The sequence below is a fragment of the Endozoicomonas sp. genome (assembly GCF_051008435.1).
In the GTDB taxonomy this organism is placed as follows: domain Bacteria; phylum Pseudomonadota; class Gammaproteobacteria; order Pseudomonadales; family Endozoicomonadaceae; genus Endozoicomonas_A.
This window is the reverse complement of the sequence record NZ_JBPCXO010000107.1, coordinates 1-18,192: the sequence shown is the minus strand read 5'-3', so window position 1 is coordinate 18,192 and position 18,192 is coordinate 1. Positions and strand designations below refer to the sequence as shown.

The following is an 18,192-nucleotide window of genomic DNA, read 5'->3' as shown; positions in this document are numbered from 1 at the left end:
TAGAACGAGTCGAATTATTCGATGGATTCGTGAGAATAGTTGACCTATTTAATCGAATTCATCGAATAATTGGGCCGTTCTTTCTGGAATTTAGGCCGAAATAGGCTTAAGTCCGACAGGCTCCTAGACCAGTGAGTCGTACACTGTCGGGATAGAGCTATGTCCATATATAGAAAAAGTGGCAACGGAACATTGCCACAAAGAAGTACTCGCTAATAGCAGGCGAGAGGGAGACGGGCATTTGGAATTATTGCAGGAGAGGATGTCCTCTCCTGCAGATACTGCTGTAGCGATTAACGCTTAGCTTTTCTCTTAGCTGGCACTTTCTTCTTAGCTGGAGCCTTTTTGGCTGCGGCCTTGCGAGCCGGAGCTTTTTTCTTGGCTACAGTTTTCTTGGCAGCAGCCTTGCGGGCTGGAGCCTTTTTCTTAGCAGGCGCCTTTTTCTTGGCGGTGGCTTTTTTAGCTACAGTCTTCTTTTTAGCAGCTGCATTTTTAACGGGTGCTTTTTTCTTGGCAGTTGCTTTCTTGGCTGTAGTCTTTTTCTTAGCCGGTGCCTTTTTCTTGGCTACTGTCTTTTTAGCGGTAGTTTTTTTAGCAGTGGCTTTTTTCTTGGCGGGAGCTTTTTTCTTGGTGGAGGCTTTTGCTTTTGTCTTTGCTTTTTGCAAAGAGGCTCTAGCCTTGTCCAGTTTTTTCTTAAGCGCTTCAACTTCTTTTTCCAGCTTCTTAACTGGGTCTACCTTGCGGGTAGTTTTCTTAGCTACAGTTTTTTTAGCAGCTGGTTTTTTAACAGCCTTCTTAGCGGCTGGTTTCCTTTTTGCTACAGGCATTTGGTCATCCCTCGTCATTGCCTTTAGAAGTACTTCTATATAAAAGCTGAATAATTTATATCCAGTTTTAATTAAAAAAATAGAGTGCTTATCACACGACTGCAAATTTTTTTATACATTTTTTTTATATAAGATGAAATTTTTTCTTCAAAAAAAACTTGTCGTATTTAATTTTATGTTTGATAAAAATCATTTAAGCCTTAAATTTACGGTGTTTTTCTAAAACCAATGTTCCGTAAGACTTGCTATCTCTTAACGTTTGCACAAAGATGGTGTAATGCCTGTTCTTAGAAACATTTGACCCATCGAGTCGAGCTAACACAAATAGCCATGAGCCGGAAATGCAGCTCAACCCGGAACATGATAACAATGACTGAAAAGTCTGAGAGAGCTGCATTTTCATAGTAAATAGAGAGACCCCATGAGACTAAAAGCGCTTGCTGGCATCGCCCTGATGTCCTATTCCCTGCAATCAGTTGCTGCTTTGGAAACAGAAGCAGACAAGCTCAGCTACAGTCTGGGTGCGATTTTGGCCGAGCAACTCAAGCAGTTTGAAGGCATCAACGCAGACGCATTGTCCCAGGGCATCAAGGATACTCTTGAGAACAAACCACTCGCTCTGGACAAGCAGGAAATGTTCAAACTGATCGAAAAAGCCCGTAAAGATCAGGAGAAAAAGCATCAGGTTCAAGTAGCAGATGAAGCTAAAAAGAACCTTGAAAAAGGTCAGGCTTTCCTGATTGCAAACGCAAAAAAGCCAGGCATTAACACTCTGGAAAGTGGTCTTCAGTACAAGGTAATAAAGAAGGGTCAGGGCATTAAGCCACAGGAAAACAGTGAAGTAACTGTCCATTACGAAGGACGTCTTCTGGATGGCAAAGTATTTGATAGTTCCTACAGCAGAAATCAGCCTGCAACGTTCAAACTGAACCAGGTTATTAAAGGCTGGACAGAAGGCCTGAAGCAGATGCCAGAAGGCTCAGTCTGGGAGCTCTACATTCCTGCAGACCTTGCCTATGGGCCTGGAGGAATTCCCGGAAGAATTGGTCCAAACGAAATGCTGACATTCAAGGTTGAACTGTTGAATGTGAAAAAAGACTCGCAGGCAAAAGAAGAGAAAAAGAAGTAAACAACTCGTCATAGACTGAGCTGTTTCCTTCATACTGCTGGCAGATATCCAAGCTATCTGCCACTTCTGCAGTATTACTGCGAAGAGAGCAATTCTCTGTGGGATTCGTGTAAAACTTCAATCATCTGGTCTTCCAGAGAAAAGCGTTCTTCCAGAGTTTCCCCCAGGTTGGAGAGGTGGGTCTGCAGCATAGTGACACTGCTGATGGACTCACAGCCGTCGTTAAAATCCAGACAAATCTGCGTATTTTTCTCCAGTTTGGGCAGAATAGATTGAGCCATTTCTACTCCCCCATCATTAAATTCCATACCTTCCTGAATCAGCTGTTCATAAACTTCGAAATGACCAGCTGAAACATAATCAACCAGGATCTGGCACATTTCTTTCAATTTGTTTGCAACAGGCCTTTTATCATCGTGAAATTGATTCACTCCATTGATTGAGCAGTAAAGAACGATCAGTTCCTGCCGCTCGCTAAGCCAGCGATCAATGATATCTGATACGCCACCCCAACGTTCTCTGGCCGTTTTGCACCCCTCCAGCATGACAATTCCTCTTCGTTTGGATCTCATCTACTCGAAACGGGATCACTTTATCGCCGCTTGGAAATGGCGACTCAGTTGCTAGGTTATGACAGTGAATTTTTTGCGGCAAGAGGTAATTTCAATTTACTATCAATTTCGATCTTGATTAGACTTGGACACTCGCACTAAAAGTCGTTTTTTTCAGGGTTTTGACCGTTTTTTAATTCCATTAAAGATAAGAAGGCAAGCTTTGATTATAAAAAATTATTTAATAATAAGGCCAAAAAATCAGATTACTAAGCCAGTCTGACGAGTTTCAAGTGAATTCAACCATATAAAAATAAACATCAGCCCTCTGCATCAACAAAAACAAGAGCCATCAAATCGTTTTAAATATCGACTTACTGCTTAAAGGAAAACACAACGACTCAATAACTAAGCAAGCCATTTCATTGCACTTAGGGCAGATCATTTTCACAGAAAAAACAGAGTCTTTTTGAAAAGGTCAACAGATTCTGATGGCAATTACCTCAATCATCAGAACCTGTTTTCCAAGATAACTAAATTATTCAGACTCGAAATAGCGCTTCAGGAACTCATCAAAATCCGTTGTATCGGTTGCTTTCAAACGCTCCTGGTCTTCTCTTGACTGAGCCGCTATACGCCCGAAGTAGTCCAGTCTTTCAGGCTGTATCTCCTGCTGGCTAAAGTAGCGGGAATGCGCTTGGGATTGCTTGAGCATCCAGTCTATATAACTGTCTCCGCTGCTTTTCAATGCCTGCAAAATCTTTGCTGAAGGCGTACATTCAGAGTCCAGTAATTTTGCTCTCTGTTGCTCCAGAGATTTTGAGAACAGGTCTGATTCATTGCCCTGGTCCAGCATCTGAGCCACCGGCACCATTTTATCGATCAGGCGAAGCCCCCAGTCTGTAAGAGCAACAGGGCCTTGATCATCATTCAACTTCAACCCTGGACGTCTTCCTTCTGAAACCGTTAGAGCAAAGTTTTCAGTGACTCTCTGGCACTCATCATGGTCAATTTCAGGACTTTCCATCAGTGCTGTAAACACCAGAAACACATCCAGAAAAGCGGCATCAACCGAAGACAACCCGAGAGGTTCCAAAGGATTGATGTCCATGCAGCGAACTTCAACGTACTCAACGCCATCATTCGATAATGCGGTTAGAGGTTTTTCACCTCGCTTGGCAATTCGTTTGGGCCGGATATTGCTGTAGTACTCATTCTCAATCTGAAGCAGATTGGTATTCAGCTGCAGATAACGATCATCGCTTTTGAGCCCGATGGCTTCATAAGGCTGGTAAGGCGTTTTAATCGCAGCGGCAAGGCTGGATACATACTCTCCCAGAGTGTTGTAACAAATACTCAAGGACGATTGTGCGTTATTGGTATAACCAAGATCACTCATTCTCAGTGAAGTCGCCCAGGGCATATAGAGCGTGTCTTCATCCAACTGTTCCAGTGTCTGGTTAGGCGCTTCCTGGGTAAAAAAGCTTTTGCTCACTGCGGGAGAAGCCCCGAAAAGATACATCAGCAGCCAGGAATAACGTCGGAAATTTCTGATTATTGCCAGATAGGATTCTGACTGGAAATCTTCCAGAGAATGATCCGATGATTCAGCATCAGACAACACTTGCCAAAGCGATTCGGGCAGAGAAAAATTATAGTGAATGCCGGCAATGGTCTGCATTGCTTTACCATAACGATGCGCCAGTCCTTCACGGTAAATATATTTCATTTTACCTGGATTGGAGTCACCATAACGGGCAATAGGGATACCTTGCTCACCTTCCAGGAAAGCCGGCATGCTACCCGCCCAGAGTGCCTCACCATCGAGGTTTCTACAGGTATAGCTATGAAGTTCTTCGAGGAATGTCATAACATCTTCCACCTTGCAATAAACCGGAGTAATGAACTCCAGCAAGGCTTCAGAATAGTCGGTAGTAATGTAGGGGTGCGTCAGAGTCTTGCCCAGTACTTCCGGATGAGGAAGCTGTGACAGGCGTGCGTCAGCCGATACCCGCAACCCTTCCCGTTCGATTCCGTGCCGTATACCACTGAGTAGGTTTTGGTTGGACGACTGCTGAAGTAGTTGCAGACGCCTCTCATACTGGCTAGTCAAAATACAATTCCAATCCAGGTGCGTTTTTTCGAGAAAAACATTTCGGTTGCTTCACTCTTCAAACTGGATGAAAGCGGATAATGTTTTTCTTCGCTAAAGGCTGTTTGTCATGTCTTGAGGCGGACTATATAACGTTAGAATCTGCCTTGCACCTATCGAGGTAGATTCCTTCTGAAAAGACTCTTTACAATTCAGTGGCTTTTGCTCGATAGCCACGTCATAAAATCAGAGTGAACTCAGCTCGCCGGACACTACCATTCTTCAATTTAATCGTCATACAGCCGCTAACCAGAGTAGTTCAGGAGCCTGTTTTAGCTTTATTAGATACTGCCGATTGAATCTTTCGAAAAGCTTACAGCACTAAAGGGGAGATCAGTCAGTATGAAAAACAGGCTTTTCTGTATGGCTTACACCAGTACGGCTTCTGAGCTTTTCGATGAAAGTGCCCTGAAGAGTCTACTCAAAGTTGCCAGAGAAAATAATCAAAAACACAATATCACGGGTATGCTGCTATACAGTGAAGGTGTCTTTATGCAGGCACTGGAAGGAGAAAAACAACGCGTTGAAGAAATTTACGACATCATTGCCAACGACCCAAGACATTACGGTGTCATCCTATTGAACCAGTCTTTTATTGAAAACAGACAGTTTCCTCAATGGCAGATGGGATTCAGAAAGGCTTCTCGAGAGGAGTTGGTAAAAAGCAGTAGCTTCACAGACTTTCTAAGCTCGGACTTTGATACCCGACAGTTACAGAAACAACCTTCCATCGCTATAAAATTACTTCTGTCCTTTCGCAAAAACATGTAGCACAACACTTTTCTACAAAAGGACAGAAAGAGGCTGCCCGTTGAGACAGCCCCTTAACCGTTTACTTTCTCAGCTTCTTGGCATTGGCAAACAGATTAGCGAATGAACCTGTAGAAGATTCTTTCTTACTCTGTTGACTGTTTTTCTTGCCACTACGATTTTGAGGTTTTCCTGAACCAGAACGCTCAGCACGAGGCTGTTGTCTTGCCTGAGCAACCTCTTCAGCCTTGTCACTCATACGCATTGAGAGACCAATACGCTTGCGCTGGACGTCTACTTCCATGACTTTAACCTTGACGATATCACCGGCCTTAACCACTTCGGCAGGATCTTTCACAAAGGTATTGGACAGCGCAGAAATATGCACCAGACCATCCTGATGAACACCCACATCAACAAAGGCGCCAAAGTTGGTTACGTTAGTAACAACACCTTCCAGTTCCATGTTCAGCTTCAGGTCACTGATCTTTTCAACACCTTCCTGGAATTCAGGAGCTTTGAATTCAGGACGAGGGTCACGTCCTGGCTTGTCGAGTTCTGAAATGATGTCAGTCACGGTGGGTAGACCAAAGGTTTCATCGGTAAAGCCTTTTGGATCCAGAGATCTGAGGAACAGGGAATCACCAATCAGTCCATGAACTGCACGCTCGGACTGGCTGGCAATTTTTTCCACCACAGGATAAGACTCAGGGTGAACCCCAGAAGCATCCAGAGGGTTGGAACCATTCATGACGCGAAGGAAGCCTGCTGCCTGTTCAAAAGCTTTTGGCCCAAAACGATCCACTTTCATGAGCGCTGCACGATCAGAAAACACACCGTTCTGGTCACGGAAGGAAACAATATTATCCGCCAGCGTTCTGTTCAAACCGGACACACGGGTCAACAAAGCACTGGAAGCGGTATTTACATCAACACCTACGGCGTTTACACAGTCTTCAACAACGGCTTCCAGAGAGCGTGACAGCTGAGTCTGGCTGACATCGTGCTGATACTGGCCCACACCAATCGCTTTGGGTTCAATTTTCACCAGTTCAGCCAGTGGATCCTGCAGACGACGGGCAATGGATACCGCACCACGAATAGTAACATCCAGATCCGGGAATTCACGGGCAGCCAGTTCAGACGCAGAATAAACCGATGCACCGGCTTCACTGACAACAATTTTGGTCAGACCCAGTTTTGGATATGCCCTCATCAATTCAGCCACAAGACGATCCGTTTCACGGGATGCAGTACCGTTACCAATACTGACCAGTTCGACACCGTGTGTCAGACAGAGAGTGGCCAGTGTACCCAGCGATTCTTTCCACTGACGTTGAGGAGCATGTGGAAAAATAGTCGTATGTTCTACCAGCTTTCCGGTTCCATCCACAATAGCGACTTTGGTGCCCGTACGAAGACCCGGATCCAGTCCCAAAGTTGGGCGCAAACCTGCTGGTGCTGCCAACAGTAGATCTTTCAGGTTTTTAGCAAATACCTTGATCGCTTCTTCTTCAGCACTTTCACGTACACGGGTCATCAGATCCGTTTCCAGCTGAGTCAGCAGCTTTACTCTCCAGGTCCAGCGAACAACATCTTTCAGCCATTTGTCTGCAGCTCTTCCCTGGTCAGAAACTTCCCAGTGATCCGCAATGACTTTTTCGCAGGGATGGGTTTCCAGACGAGATTCCGGTTCATTCTCCAAATGGATATTGGATTGGAGGACACCTTCATTACGACCACGGAAAATAGCCAGTGCACGATGAGAAGGGACCTGCCTGATGGGTTCATCATGCTCGAAATAGTCCCTGAATTTCTCACCTTCTTCTTCCTTGCCTTCTACCCCACGGCTGGAAAGAACGCCTTCGCCCCAGAGCATATCCCTGAGTTTACCCAGCAGCTCAGCGTCTTCACTGAACCGTTCCATCAGAATGTAACGAGCACCTTCCAGAGCGGCTTTACTGTCAGCAACGCCTTTGTCAGCATTAACAAAGTCTGCTGCCACAGCTTCCGGATCAGTATCGGGTTCATTAAACAGTCGATCAGCCAACGGCTCCAGCCCTGCTTCTATGGCGATCTGACCTTTGGTACGACGCTTGGGCTTATAAGGAAGATAAAGATCTTCAAGGCGGGTTTTAGTGTCCGCAGCACGAATGTCCTTTTCCAGTTCAGGCGTCAGTTTTTCCTGATCCCGAATGCTGTTCAGAACCGTATCACGACGCTCTTCCAGTTCACGAAGATACCTCAAGCGCTCTTCAAGCGTACGCAATTGGGTATCATCAAGAGCACCGGTGGCCTCTTTACGATAACGGGCTATAAAAGGGACTGTAGCGCCATCATCCAGCAGTGCAACTGCACTGGTGACCTGCGCCGAACGAACACTTAGCTCTTCGGCGATACGCTGAAAGATGATCTCCATAAAACCCACTCAATGTTAGATTTGAATTTATCGAATACGGTGCAAAATAACCGCACCACTGAAGCAGGCTGATAGGTAATTGGGTGAAAAACCTGAGAACAGTGCCCGCTCCCGGAAGCGCCAACCTTGTCTTCAATAGTCAGCCACTTCCTGGATTCAGAAGGCGAATTATAACGGATGGTATCGAGTTGTCTTGCGTTCTGTGAACATAGCCGCCCTTCAACTGGCTGATACGACCATAAGAAAACGATTTACTTCATCAGATCGGCCAGCTGTTGACGATATCGGGGACCGTAATAGACAGCTCCTACCGGTACTTTACCTTCAAGGTGTTCAGACACTTTATAAGCCCACTCAGGACCAAAGCCACCGCACAGCTCAATCATCTGAAAGCCTTCTGCCACCAGCTCATCAGCCACCATAAGAACTTGCTCTTTATGAGCCATATCAATCCCTACTGCCTTGAACTGGTAATCACCTTTTTCGGTGACTACCGTGTTATCACGAGGAGAAAAACCAGGAGAAAGAAAAATAAAAGCAAATGAATGAAAATCCACGTCTTCGACCTTTTCTGAAGCTGAAGATAAGTCGAGATAACTCTCTCGGCCACATTGAATGAAGATCAGCGTTAAAAATGCGCCTTTGTCTGTCTACAATAGTTGTTTTTAAGAACCGGAATAATTTCGTTTCCTCCTACCAGAGAAAACGCCTTCAGAGCATGAAAATAAATCGAACAATCCTGCTTACCCTGTCTCTGACGATCATGACTTCTCCCTGCTGGGCCTGGGTAGCCGGCTTTGGTAGCGAAGCATTGGTTACCCGTCAGGACCTTGCTGACAAACAAACCCTCTACCTGGCTGGTTATGGTTTACTGGGAAATCGTGAGGCAAACGGAATTCATGATGATGTGTTTGCTCGCTCTCTCTATTTAAGCGATGACAAAAACGCTGTATTAATCATTAGTCTGGACGCTGTTGGGTTTAGCCAAACCCTGGGCAAGCGAGTACGAGGAGCCCTCTCCGAAGCGCTGCTAATACCTGAAGCAAATATATTGCTCACAGCCACTCATACCCATAGCAGTATTGACTTACTGGGCCTCTGGGGCAGCCTTGAGAAAGAACAGGCGGATGCCATTACCGAGAGGGTTGTGACATCTGGAAGATCAGCGGTGTCCAGTGCCAGACCGGCTAACTTAATGCTGGGGCTGTCCCATCAGGGCAAAGGCTATAATCGTCGTTTAAAAAGCAATGAGATAATCCCTCAAGTGCTTTCCCTGAATATCACCGAAACAAATGGCAAACCCATTGCCTTGCTCTTCTCATTTGGCTCCCACCCCGTTGTTCTCGACAAAAATAACCTTGAGATCACATCCGACTGGGTGAACTTCTCGCGTAGCCAGATCGAAAAAGAACTGGGCACAAAAGCCATGTTCATTAATGGCTCTCTGGGGGATGTACTGCCTTCGCTTGATGGTAAGCCAAGTGATGTCCGCACCTTTGAGTTTGCCAGAGAATACGGTAACAGTATTGCCCAGGCCGTCATTCAGGCCAACAGTGAGTCCCGAGCACTGAATAGCCATTTGGCGTACTGCAGTGAGGCTCTGCCCCTGAAAGTGGATAATTTCAAGGTCATTGCTCTGACCAAAGCCGTCAACAATGGCACTATCGACTGGACTTCATTAACCGACACTTCGCTGAGCACAACAACATCGGTCCTGATTATCGACAAACTTGTGTTAATGTCGGTACCGGGCGAGCCTGTGACACAACTGAGCCAGCAGCTGATGGCCAAGGTTCCCAACCATGATCGAGCCATCTTCAGTCTGACTCATGACAGCCTGGGTTACCTGATTCCTGAAGAAGATGTGGGTAGAGAAGGTGGGTATGAAGAAGTGTTTAACCTCAACAAACGCTTTGGAACGGACTTATCCAAGTCCATGGACCGGTTGCTCAAGCAATGCCTTGGCCAGTCATTAATAACTACAAACTGACCACTGGAAGGATTTATGCCAAACCTACAAAAACCGGAACGCCCTGCTGATGACGACTGTTGCGGCGGAGGCTGCTCTCCTTGTGTCTGGGATTTTTATCACGACCAACTGGCTCTCTGGCTGGAGCAGGAAGGCAAGGCTCCTCTAAAAACGCCTACGGAACACGACAGGGAAAGTGACGTGCTATATCGATGAGCCCAACAGACGTGCTCCATAATTCACCGCTTTGATTGCTTATCAAATTCTATAGCTATACTGCCCACTTCAATTCCTGTACATGTGGAAAAGAGACGTATTCTGAATGGGCAGTAACAGAAGACTTTTTCTCAAGAAATCAGCGGCACTGATCGGTACAGCCAGCCTGGTGAGTTCCATTTCAGAAATCAGGGCAGCCTTCAGGGAAGAACTTGCAGCGGATAACAAAATCACTGACGAAGGCCTTGAACACCTGTATCAGATTGACCCCAGCATCACTTATTTCAATCATGCAGCATTGGGAACCATGCCCAGAGCGACTCATGAAGCTCATTATCATTATTTGACTCTGCTCGAAAGCAATCCCTGGCTTCACATGTGGAGTACTCCCTCGCAGACAGCCTTGAAGATGACTCGCCAGAAGTTGGCCAATCATATTAAAGGTTCACCTGAACAGCTGGCTCTGATTCACAATACTACCGAAGGCTTTAATGTTTTGGCGATGGGTCTTCCCCTGCAAAAAGGGGATGAAGTTCTGTACAGCACGTTGAATCATCATTGTGCAACCGCCTGCTGGCAATTTCATGGGGCAAGAAGAGGCTATGAGTGCCGACGCATTGAGCTTGATCTCAATAGCCTTGCCAGACTTACCCCGGAAGAACTCATCGAGTGTCACCTTCATGAAATCAGGGAAAATACCCGGGTACTCGTTTTTCCAGACATTGACAATATGATCGGCTATCGAGTTCCTGCCGACCAGCTGGTCCAGAAAGCCAGGGCAAAAGGTGTTGAGTACGTTTTAATCGATGGGGCCCAGACGGTTGGAATGTTCCCCATTAACGTAGAGCAAACAGGAGCGGATGCTTATATTGCCAGCACGCATAAATGGCTTCAGGCAGCCAAAGGGACTGGCTTTATGTACCTTGGCAATAAACTGCTGAAAGCTCTGCCACCCATATGGGTTACAGGCCGTTATGATACGAAGCAGGATTCAATTATTCGGTTTGAAGATTACAACACTCATCACATCGCAGAAGTTCTAACGCTGTCTGATGCTCTCGATTTTCAGGAACAGATGGGAGTCAATGAGCTTATTCAGTATCGGGCGCACTTGCGAAGGCATTTTCAGAATCAGGTACTGAACAGTAATAAGCTGACCTGGTTATCTCCAATTGATGATGCTACTGCTACTCCTCTGTTTGCCATTTCGGTCAATGGGATCAACAGCCAGAGGGCAGAACAGGAACTCCTGAAAACTCATAACTATGTCATCAGAGCATTCAATACTCCCGAATTTCAAGGGCTAAGAGTTTCAGTGAACGCAAACAACACAAGAAACGACATTGACCGGCTAGTAAGAGACCTGAACAAACTTCAGATATAAAAAACCGCCGTGCAACAGTGATCAACGACTCCTATTGCATGACGGCTTTAACTGACATTAATCCAGCGAAGGACCTGCGGCTACCAGAGCCTTGCCTTCATCAGTATCAGTAAACTTGCTGAAGTTGGTAATAAAACGGTCGGCCAGATCACGAGCCTTACCGTCCCACTCTTCTTTGTTTTCGTAAGTATCCTGAGGATTCAGAATGTCATCTTCCACACCTTCAACATGGTTTGGAACATGCAAACCAAAGTAAGGCACTGTCAGCGTTTCTGTTTCATCAATGCTGCCATCAAGAATTGCATCAATGATGGCACGGGTAGCCTTGATAGAGATACGCTTGCCAGTACCGTTCCAACCGGTGTTAACCAGATAGGCTGTAGCACCATTGGCTTCCATTTTCTTAACCAGTTCTTCTGCGTACCTGGTCGGATGCAGGGTCAGAAACGCTGCGCCAAAGCAGGCAGAAAACGTTGGTGTTGGCTCAGTAATACCACGCTCGGTACCCGCCAACTTGGCAGTGAAACCAGACAGGAAATGATACTTGGTCTGTTCCGGAGTCAACTTGGAAACTGGAGGTAAAACACCAAAAGCATCCGCTGTCAGGAAAATAACTTTCTTGGCATGGCCTGCTTTGGAAATAGGCTTAACAATGTTTTCGATGTGTTCAATGGGATAGGAAACACGAGTGTTTTCTGTTTTTGAACCGTCGGCAAAATCAATAACGCTGTCTTCAAGAACCGTGACATTCTCCAGCAATGCATCACGTCGAATCGCGTTATAAATATCTGGCTCGTTTTCCTTGCTCAGATTGATGGTCTTGGCGTAGCAGCCACCTTCAAAGTTGAAGACACCATCGTCATCCCAGCCGTGCTCATCATCACCAATCAGAGCTCTCTTCGGATCAGCGGAAAGCGTTGTTTTACCGGTACCGGACAAGCCGAAGAACACTGCAACATCGCCGTCTTTACCGACATTCGCAGAGCAATGCATAGAGGCCATGCCTTTCAGAGGTAGCAGGTAGTTCATGATGGAGAACATACCTTTCTTCATCTCGCCACCGTACCAGGTACCCCCAATAATCTGAACACGTTCAGTCAAGTTAAAGGCTACGAAGTTCTCGGAGTTCAGACCCTGCTCTTGCCAGTTTGGATTGGTGCACTTTGCACCATTCATTACCACAAAGTCAGGCTCAAAACTTTTCAGCTCGGTTTCAGAAGGACGAATAAACATGTTTTTAACGAAGTGAGCCTGCCAGGCTACTTCTGTGATAAAACGGACACTCAGGCGACTTTCTTCGTTGGCACCACAGAAGCCATCAACCACAAACAGTCGTTTGCCAGAGAGCTGTTGAGAAACCAAACCTTTCAGATCAGTCCAGACTTCCTGAGTGATCGCTTTATTATCATTTTTCCCCTGGTCAGACCACCACAGGGTATCGCGAGTAGTGTCATCTTTTACGATGTACTTATCTTTTGGAGAACGGCCAGTAAAAATGCCCGTATCAACAGAAACTGCCCCCAGTTCGGTCACCACGCCTTTTTCATAACCTTCCAGCTCAGGACGTGTCTCCTCCTCAAATAGAAGCTCGTAAGACGGATTGTAAACAATTTCCGCTACGTCTCTGATACCAAGGCTGGCCAGAGCTTCTTTGTTTAGCTCAATATTTGCGCTAACTTCTGCCATTTAGAGCTCTCCTAAGCTTCAAGGAAGTTATTATGTTCGTATTTGTGATTCTATGATAAGCGGTGTAGCGGCGCCTATGATAGGGGATATATTGGCCCAGATAAACGCATAAGTGGCCTATTTATCCGTAAAAGTTTGACACCTACAGTACCTGACTGATTTTAATGTCACATCACTGCCTGATTATCAACAGTAGAAATCAGAAGCAGACCAAAATAAACAAGTTAAAACACAATGAAAAGGAAGTTATCAGGTTGCAGAAGAAGGCTGATTGCCTGAGGTCAATAGAAGAGGGATTTGGCCGGAGAATTCATGAAGCTGCTGTGATCAAGGTGAAAGCCCAAGATATACAGGCGTGTTAGTTTTTTGATGTGTACGAAAATAAACGAACAACACTCGTCGGCTTCTTGCTCTGCTATTTTCTAGCATGACGGAAAATAGCAGAGCAAGAAGCTCGACGCTTTATAAAATCACCAGGTTAATCAGTGAGTCTTGGGGTGATTACCCTGAAAAATATCAGCCACATCCTGCCCTGTGAACGTATAAGTCTGGCTACAGAACTGGCAACCCATCTCGATCTTCCCAAGATCTGATATCATGGATTCGACCTCTTCCTGAGAAAGACTGGACAGTATTTTTGCACTGCGTGGACGTGAACAGTTGCAGCTGAAGGCCACGGCTTCACGATCGAAAACCCGGACTTCCTCTTCATGAAACAGACGAAGTAACAGGGATTCGTGCTCCAGCTCGAGCATCTCTTCCTCGGTTACAGTATCAGCGAGCATGGCAATACGACTCCATGACTCCTGACGTTCTGCGTCTTCTGTTTCAATACTTTCTGGCAGCGCCTGCAGCAGAATGCCTGATCCCTGCTCGCCATTACTGGCCAGCCAGAAACTGGTTGGCAGTTGCTCAGATTGCTTGAAGTAGTCATTAAGCCCTTCTGCAAGCGTTTCATGATGCAGCGGCACAATACCCTGATAGCGGTTGCCTTTGTGAGGATCTATGGTCATAACCAACTGTCCATTACCCAGCAGGCCTGACAGTCCTTTTGCCATCAGCTTATCGGTATTCTCTTCGTCCCAGCGTGCCAGAGCACGGAAGGTTTTTTGATCAGTACACTCAACCATCAACAACGACAAAGGGCCATCGCCCTTGGCCTGCAAGCTCAAGATACCTTCAAACTTCAGAGTCGAACTGAGCAGGACTGCTGCAGCCACCAGCTCCCCCAGCAACGCCTTAACATTAATCGGGTAATCGTGAGCAGCCAGAGATTCTGTCAGGCTGCTGCTTAGAGAGACAATCTCTCCACGAAGATCGGCGTTCTCAAATATAAATCGCTGAGCACAGTCTTTCTGGCTCATCGCGCTGGAATCATTGCTCAAGGCTTCTTTTTGACTCAAGGCTTCTTTTTGGCTCAAGGCTTCTTTTTGGCTCAAGGCTGTATCTTGTTTACTCATCAACGGCTCTATCGGTTTCTTTCGCTCTTGGCTGCACAGCTTCTACGTAGATAGCTGAGGCCCTTTCCAGCCTGTGCTGCCAGTCTCTACCTGAGGCCTGCGAGCGGTGCCGGATTCATTAAACCTCTGATTATAGCGATTTCGTAAGCACATCTCATTTGTTGCTTTTACTGACCGATAACAAGGCAATAAATTAAATCTTGTCGGGAACATGCCATGTCAACAGGCGGCGGAAGTATACCTCCTTCGGGGCCTCCGGGATCTCATATCCCAGGTGTGACTTCGCCTCAACACCCCCCCTCGCCAGGCAAGGGAGGGATCACACCACATACAAAACCCAACGCACTCCCGGGTGGTCACAGCGCAACACCGGATACCCCTATTGGTAAACGCAGCACCGTGCCAACAACAGCCACCCCGCAGCTCAGCCCATTAAAAGTGCTTGAAAATCAATATCATGAACAGTTCAACCAAGTCCTCTCTTTTCAAGCACAATATGACTTCCTGAACTTCATCCCCAGTCTGGAACAACGCCTTCAGGACCCATCACAATTCAAGGATGACCTGCCTTTTGAAATTGTTTATGTAAAAGATGGCAAGATGACATCCGTTTTACCCCCAGACCCAGAAGTGCCGCCCGATTCGAAAGAAGCCATCAGCCTCAGGAAGTCCCTGCAAAAAAAGCTATCTGTCATTGATCAGAAGAATGGCCCTGAAGAAAAACAAGCCCTCAGAGAACAAATGGAAAACTCAAAAGAGGTACTGGGCCGCATTGGGAAAGCGATTGAAGATGCCGGTGGCACTGTTCCTAAACCACCAATTCCAAAAATCACGCTTGTGATTGATGAAAACCAGTTCACTGCTCAGGCGCCGGCAAAAAGATTCAATCCTGGTGAAACACCTCAAAAGAAAAGTGGAGCAGGTCAGTTTTTACTGATTCCAAAAGATGCCTCCAAGAGAATGCCGCCACCCGTTGCCCCAAAACCAGCCAAACCTCTACCAACACCTGATAATGGTTTAAAGCCTGAGGAAGTAATACTTCCCCCTCACGCTACTGCTACTGCTACCGCTGCTTTGAAGCACACTGAAGTCCAGCTACCGGTTAACGGTGAAGGCACATTCTCAGACATCTATCTAACGAAAGATACTGAAGCTGATTATGGGAAAGCGGGTAATATTGCTTCTGCGAACGCAGGCTCTGTAGAACTGACATTTGGAAGAAAAGCCGCCGGAATTAATGCCCAGTTTGGAGCATTTTTCAAAGAAGCTGAACAGGATGCAATAGAACAGGCGCAAATAGACTTCCTGACAAATACAGCTGATGAAGGTCACACTGGATTCATAGTTGCAGACCAAAAACTCACAGACAACACCCCCCTGGCTACTATGTTTGGGCATGTCAGTGGAGAGCCTGATAATCAGGGCACTGTCCTTGTCAGCGTTTTCAGGGACGAGCATTGCCCGGGAGGCATTCAGAAAAACCGGGCCATGATTTATGTTGTCCCTCCTGACGGGAAGTCTGAGAGCTTTGAAAACAAGGATGACTTTCTTGAAAATGTGAAAATGACGGCTAAAAACCTCATTGCCACACAGAATGAATACAACCATTGGGCTGTCAAAGAAAGTCTCCCTACTCTACCTGTACTTCGTACCTGTGCATTTGGTGGAGATATTTATTGCCATCCTGACTCTAATCAGGCGGAAGTGGCTCGGGCTATTAGAGGCGGCATCAAGGAATACTTTGACGAAGTCAGCCCGGACAAGAATACGATCAAGGAAGTTCAGTACGAACATGGCGTCTGACCGATTTTCAACGGAAGAAAATTATGAGCATACCTCCTTCCAACTCCAGTAAGCCTCCTGTTAGTGGATCAGTGCCACCAACTGGGTCTGGCAAACAATCAGGTGATCAAACAAAGCCTGCGATTCCCAAGGGAGAGGGTCATGAATCGCAAACCTCTCTGGGTGACCGGAAAACATCAAAAACCACACCTACGCCCTTCACAACGCCTTCACCCAAAACTCCGGAGGAGGCCAAAAACAACTACATCCAGCAGAGCTTCAGGGTAGAAGCCCTTGAAACCTGCACCACTCTAAGCAGATTTGCGGCTGGCTTGAGTCAGCATATTGCTTCAGGTAATCCTCATAGTGCAGGAGCGCCTCTTCTGGTCATTCATGTTGGCAGTAACGGCAAAATGACGAATGTCATCCCTCCCGATGAGGGAATGAGAGACCCACAAAAATCAAAAGCACTCAGGACAACGCTGGCAAAAACTTTTGATGAAATCAGCAAACATTACACGCCAGAGCAAAAGATCACTTTGCAGAAGAATCTCACCGAAGCAAAAACAGAACTGGAAAGCTGTAAGCAAACTTTGCTAGATATGCAGCAACCCCTTCCTCAGCCTGACTTGAAAGGTCGAGGCATTCGTATCGATATCCCAACATGGCACCAGTCACCAAAGCTATCGGAGCCTTTTCCACCATCCAGCCCCAATAGCCATCAGCCAGGTTCCTATGTTTTGCCACAGAGACCTCCTGTGACACAGCAACCTGATGATGTTGAAGATCTGATCAGCTTCAAGGAGCCTCCTCTGCCTCCGCCCAGCCATCCTGTAAAAAAAGAAGATCAAGCACTGGCCAGGATAAAAGATCCAACCATCACAACTCTTCAAGTGCATAGAGCTGAATTTTATCAGGGTGACACCACTCCCAAAGACTTTGATGTTTCGGGAGACAAAGCCATTCTCTTAAGACAGGGTAACCCGCTAAGAGGCGAAGCCTTTGTCGGTGCTCCACTGGCACTACTCCCTGGTCAAACAAACTATGACCGTCAGGGTTCTGAACACTCTGCAAGAAAAGCCCTGTTGTTTCCGCTGCTCATGAACTTCATGAGAAAACATCAACATCTACCGGCTATTTTGTTTCCGAAAGAAGCCACTTATGCCTATCAGGTAGGACTGGCTTCCACCCTGCCGAATACCGCCAAAGTGCTTGCAGGTTATGGCAGTGATACTGAAAGAAAACGCTGCCAGGAGTTGTTGTCTGAACTTGAAGGAGTCCACCCTGCAGTAGCCGAACTGGTTGCCAAGGATGTCACTGGCAGCCAGAAGAGTAGCCCTCTGTTAGAAGGTGAAAATCCCAATACAGCCCTATACGACACTCTTACTGCCGCAATAGTCAGAGATATTGAAAGGCTTGAGATGAGCCGGTTTGATGACAGAATAGACGTTGAGGAGCTTGAGACTTACAAGATGCTTGAACAGTCTTTATCCGAAGACGAATGGAATGATCATGCATTTGAAATTGCTCACGACTTTGCTCGTCTATGCCATTGCTGGACAAAAGGCCTTGAAGACCAGAATGAGCTTTCTAATGACTGCACTATTTATCTAGGAGATGAGCCGCAAGAGTTTGATGACACCACCACTCTTTTGAATCCTCCTTCAGATCCTGGTGTTTTCAAACAACAAAAAGACTGGATGCTCGGATACGAGCACCTGAAAAGCCTTTATGAGCGGGTTGACATCCTCCCCGCGCTAAAGGACGGGGATTCCTACAGCTAGACGGTCATGCCCGACCGCAAGAATGTTTCTTGCTGCGTTTACGTCACGCAGATGTTCAGCTCCGCACTCTGAACAGACCCATT

At 46.5% G+C, this 18,192-nt stretch carries 15 protein-coding genes; 7 read left to right on the top strand and 8 right to left on the bottom strand.

The genetic code is table 11. The features are described 5' to 3' along the window. Window positions 1-293: 293 nt before the first annotated feature. Window positions 294-827, bottom strand: a complete 534-nt coding sequence (locus ACR2PX_RS04950; RefSeq protein WP_433998255.1) for a hypothetical protein — start codon at window positions 825-827, stop codon at window positions 294-296. Window positions 828-1,248: 421 nt separating this feature from the next. Here ACR2PX_RS04950 and ACR2PX_RS04945 point away from each other — a divergent pair, with 421 nt between their 5' ends. Then, the gene (locus tag ACR2PX_RS04945; protein WP_433998254.1) at window positions 1,249-1,956 is read left to right on the top strand and encodes an FKBP-type peptidyl-prolyl cis-trans isomerase; all 708 of its coding nucleotides are present in this window, start codon (window positions 1,249-1,251) and stop codon (window positions 1,954-1,956) included. A gap of 74 nt (window positions 1,957-2,030) precedes the next feature. On the opposite strand, the gene rsd is transcribed toward ACR2PX_RS04945, so the two are convergent. Together rsd and gshA are read right to left on the bottom strand one after the other, a co-directional pair. After that, entirely contained in the window at window positions 2,031-2,501 is a 471-nt protein-coding gene (gene rsd / locus ACR2PX_RS04940) for a sigma D regulator (RefSeq protein ID WP_433998253.1), read from the bottom strand. 544 nt (window positions 2,502-3,045) lie between these two features. Further along, window positions 3,046-4,620: a glutamate--cysteine ligase gene (gshA, locus tag ACR2PX_RS04935; protein ID WP_433998252.1), complete on the bottom strand. Its 1,575-nt coding sequence runs from the start codon at window positions 4,618-4,620 to the stop codon at window positions 3,046-3,048. A gap of 381 nt (window positions 4,621-5,001) precedes the next feature. Between gshA and ACR2PX_RS04930 the strand changes: the two genes are divergently transcribed. Continuing rightward, the gene (locus ACR2PX_RS04930; protein WP_433998251.1) at window positions 5,002-5,430 is read left to right on the top strand and encodes a BLUF domain-containing protein; all 429 of its coding nucleotides are present in this window, start codon (window positions 5,002-5,004) and stop codon (window positions 5,428-5,430) included. 61 nt (window positions 5,431-5,491) lie between these two features. Here ACR2PX_RS04930 and ACR2PX_RS04925 read toward each other — a convergent pair whose 3' ends face one another. Further along, a complete protein-coding gene (locus ACR2PX_RS04925) occupies window positions 5,492-7,828 on the bottom strand; it encodes a Tex family protein (RefSeq protein WP_433998250.1) in 2,337 nt (778 codons plus the stop codon). Window positions 7,829-8,079: 251 nt separating this feature from the next. Next, window positions 8,080-8,385 carry a DUF6506 family protein gene (locus ACR2PX_RS04920; protein WP_433998249.1) on the bottom strand — a complete coding sequence of 102 codons (306 nt, stop codon included), beginning with the start codon at window positions 8,383-8,385 and terminating at the stop codon, window positions 8,080-8,082. A 161-nt stretch (window positions 8,386-8,546) separates the two neighbouring features. Between ACR2PX_RS04920 and ACR2PX_RS04915 the strand changes: the two genes are divergently transcribed. From ACR2PX_RS04915 to ACR2PX_RS04905, 3 genes are all read left to right on the top strand, one after another. Then, entirely contained in the window at window positions 8,547-9,818 is a 1,272-nt protein-coding gene (locus ACR2PX_RS04915) for a neutral/alkaline non-lysosomal ceramidase N-terminal domain-containing protein (protein ID WP_433998248.1), read from the top strand. Between the two features lie 15 nt (window positions 9,819-9,833). Then, window positions 9,834-10,013 carry an oxidoreductase-like domain-containing protein gene (locus ACR2PX_RS04910; RefSeq protein ID WP_433998247.1) on the top strand — a complete coding sequence of 60 codons (180 nt, stop codon included), beginning with the start codon at window positions 9,834-9,836 and terminating at the stop codon, window positions 10,011-10,013. A gap of 106 nt (window positions 10,014-10,119) precedes the next feature. Then, window positions 10,120-11,397, top strand: coding sequence for an aminotransferase class V-fold PLP-dependent enzyme (locus ACR2PX_RS04905; RefSeq protein WP_433998246.1), 1,278 nt, complete (start codon window positions 10,120-10,122; stop codon window positions 11,395-11,397). A gap of 57 nt (window positions 11,398-11,454) precedes the next feature. Here ACR2PX_RS04905 and pckA read toward each other — a convergent pair whose 3' ends face one another. Further along, window positions 11,455-13,083: a phosphoenolpyruvate carboxykinase (ATP) gene (pckA, locus tag ACR2PX_RS04900; RefSeq protein WP_433998245.1), complete on the bottom strand. Its 1,629-nt coding sequence runs from the start codon at window positions 13,081-13,083 to the stop codon at window positions 11,455-11,457. Window positions 13,084-13,565: 482 nt separating this feature from the next. After that, window positions 13,566-14,543, bottom strand: coding sequence for an Hsp33 family molecular chaperone HslO (hslO, locus tag ACR2PX_RS04895; RefSeq protein WP_433998244.1), 978 nt, complete (start codon window positions 14,541-14,543; stop codon window positions 13,566-13,568). A 216-nt stretch (window positions 14,544-14,759) separates the two neighbouring features. Between hslO and ACR2PX_RS04890 the strand changes: the two genes are divergently transcribed. Beyond that, the gene (locus tag ACR2PX_RS04890; protein ID WP_433998243.1) at window positions 14,760-16,346 is read left to right on the top strand and encodes a hypothetical protein; all 1,587 of its coding nucleotides are present in this window, start codon (window positions 14,760-14,762) and stop codon (window positions 16,344-16,346) included. Between the two features lie 23 nt (window positions 16,347-16,369). After that, the gene (locus tag ACR2PX_RS04885) at window positions 16,370-18,109 is read left to right on the top strand and encodes a hypothetical protein (RefSeq protein WP_433998242.1); all 1,740 of its coding nucleotides are present in this window, start codon (window positions 16,370-16,372) and stop codon (window positions 18,107-18,109) included. On the opposite strand, the gene ACR2PX_RS04880 is transcribed toward ACR2PX_RS04885, so the two are convergent. Further along, the coding region (locus tag ACR2PX_RS04880) for a zinc ribbon domain-containing protein (protein ID WP_433997355.1) at window positions 18,083-18,192 on the bottom strand (110 nt) is incomplete at its 5' end. The two genes, ACR2PX_RS04885 and ACR2PX_RS04880, sit on opposite strands and share 27 nt — an antisense overlap.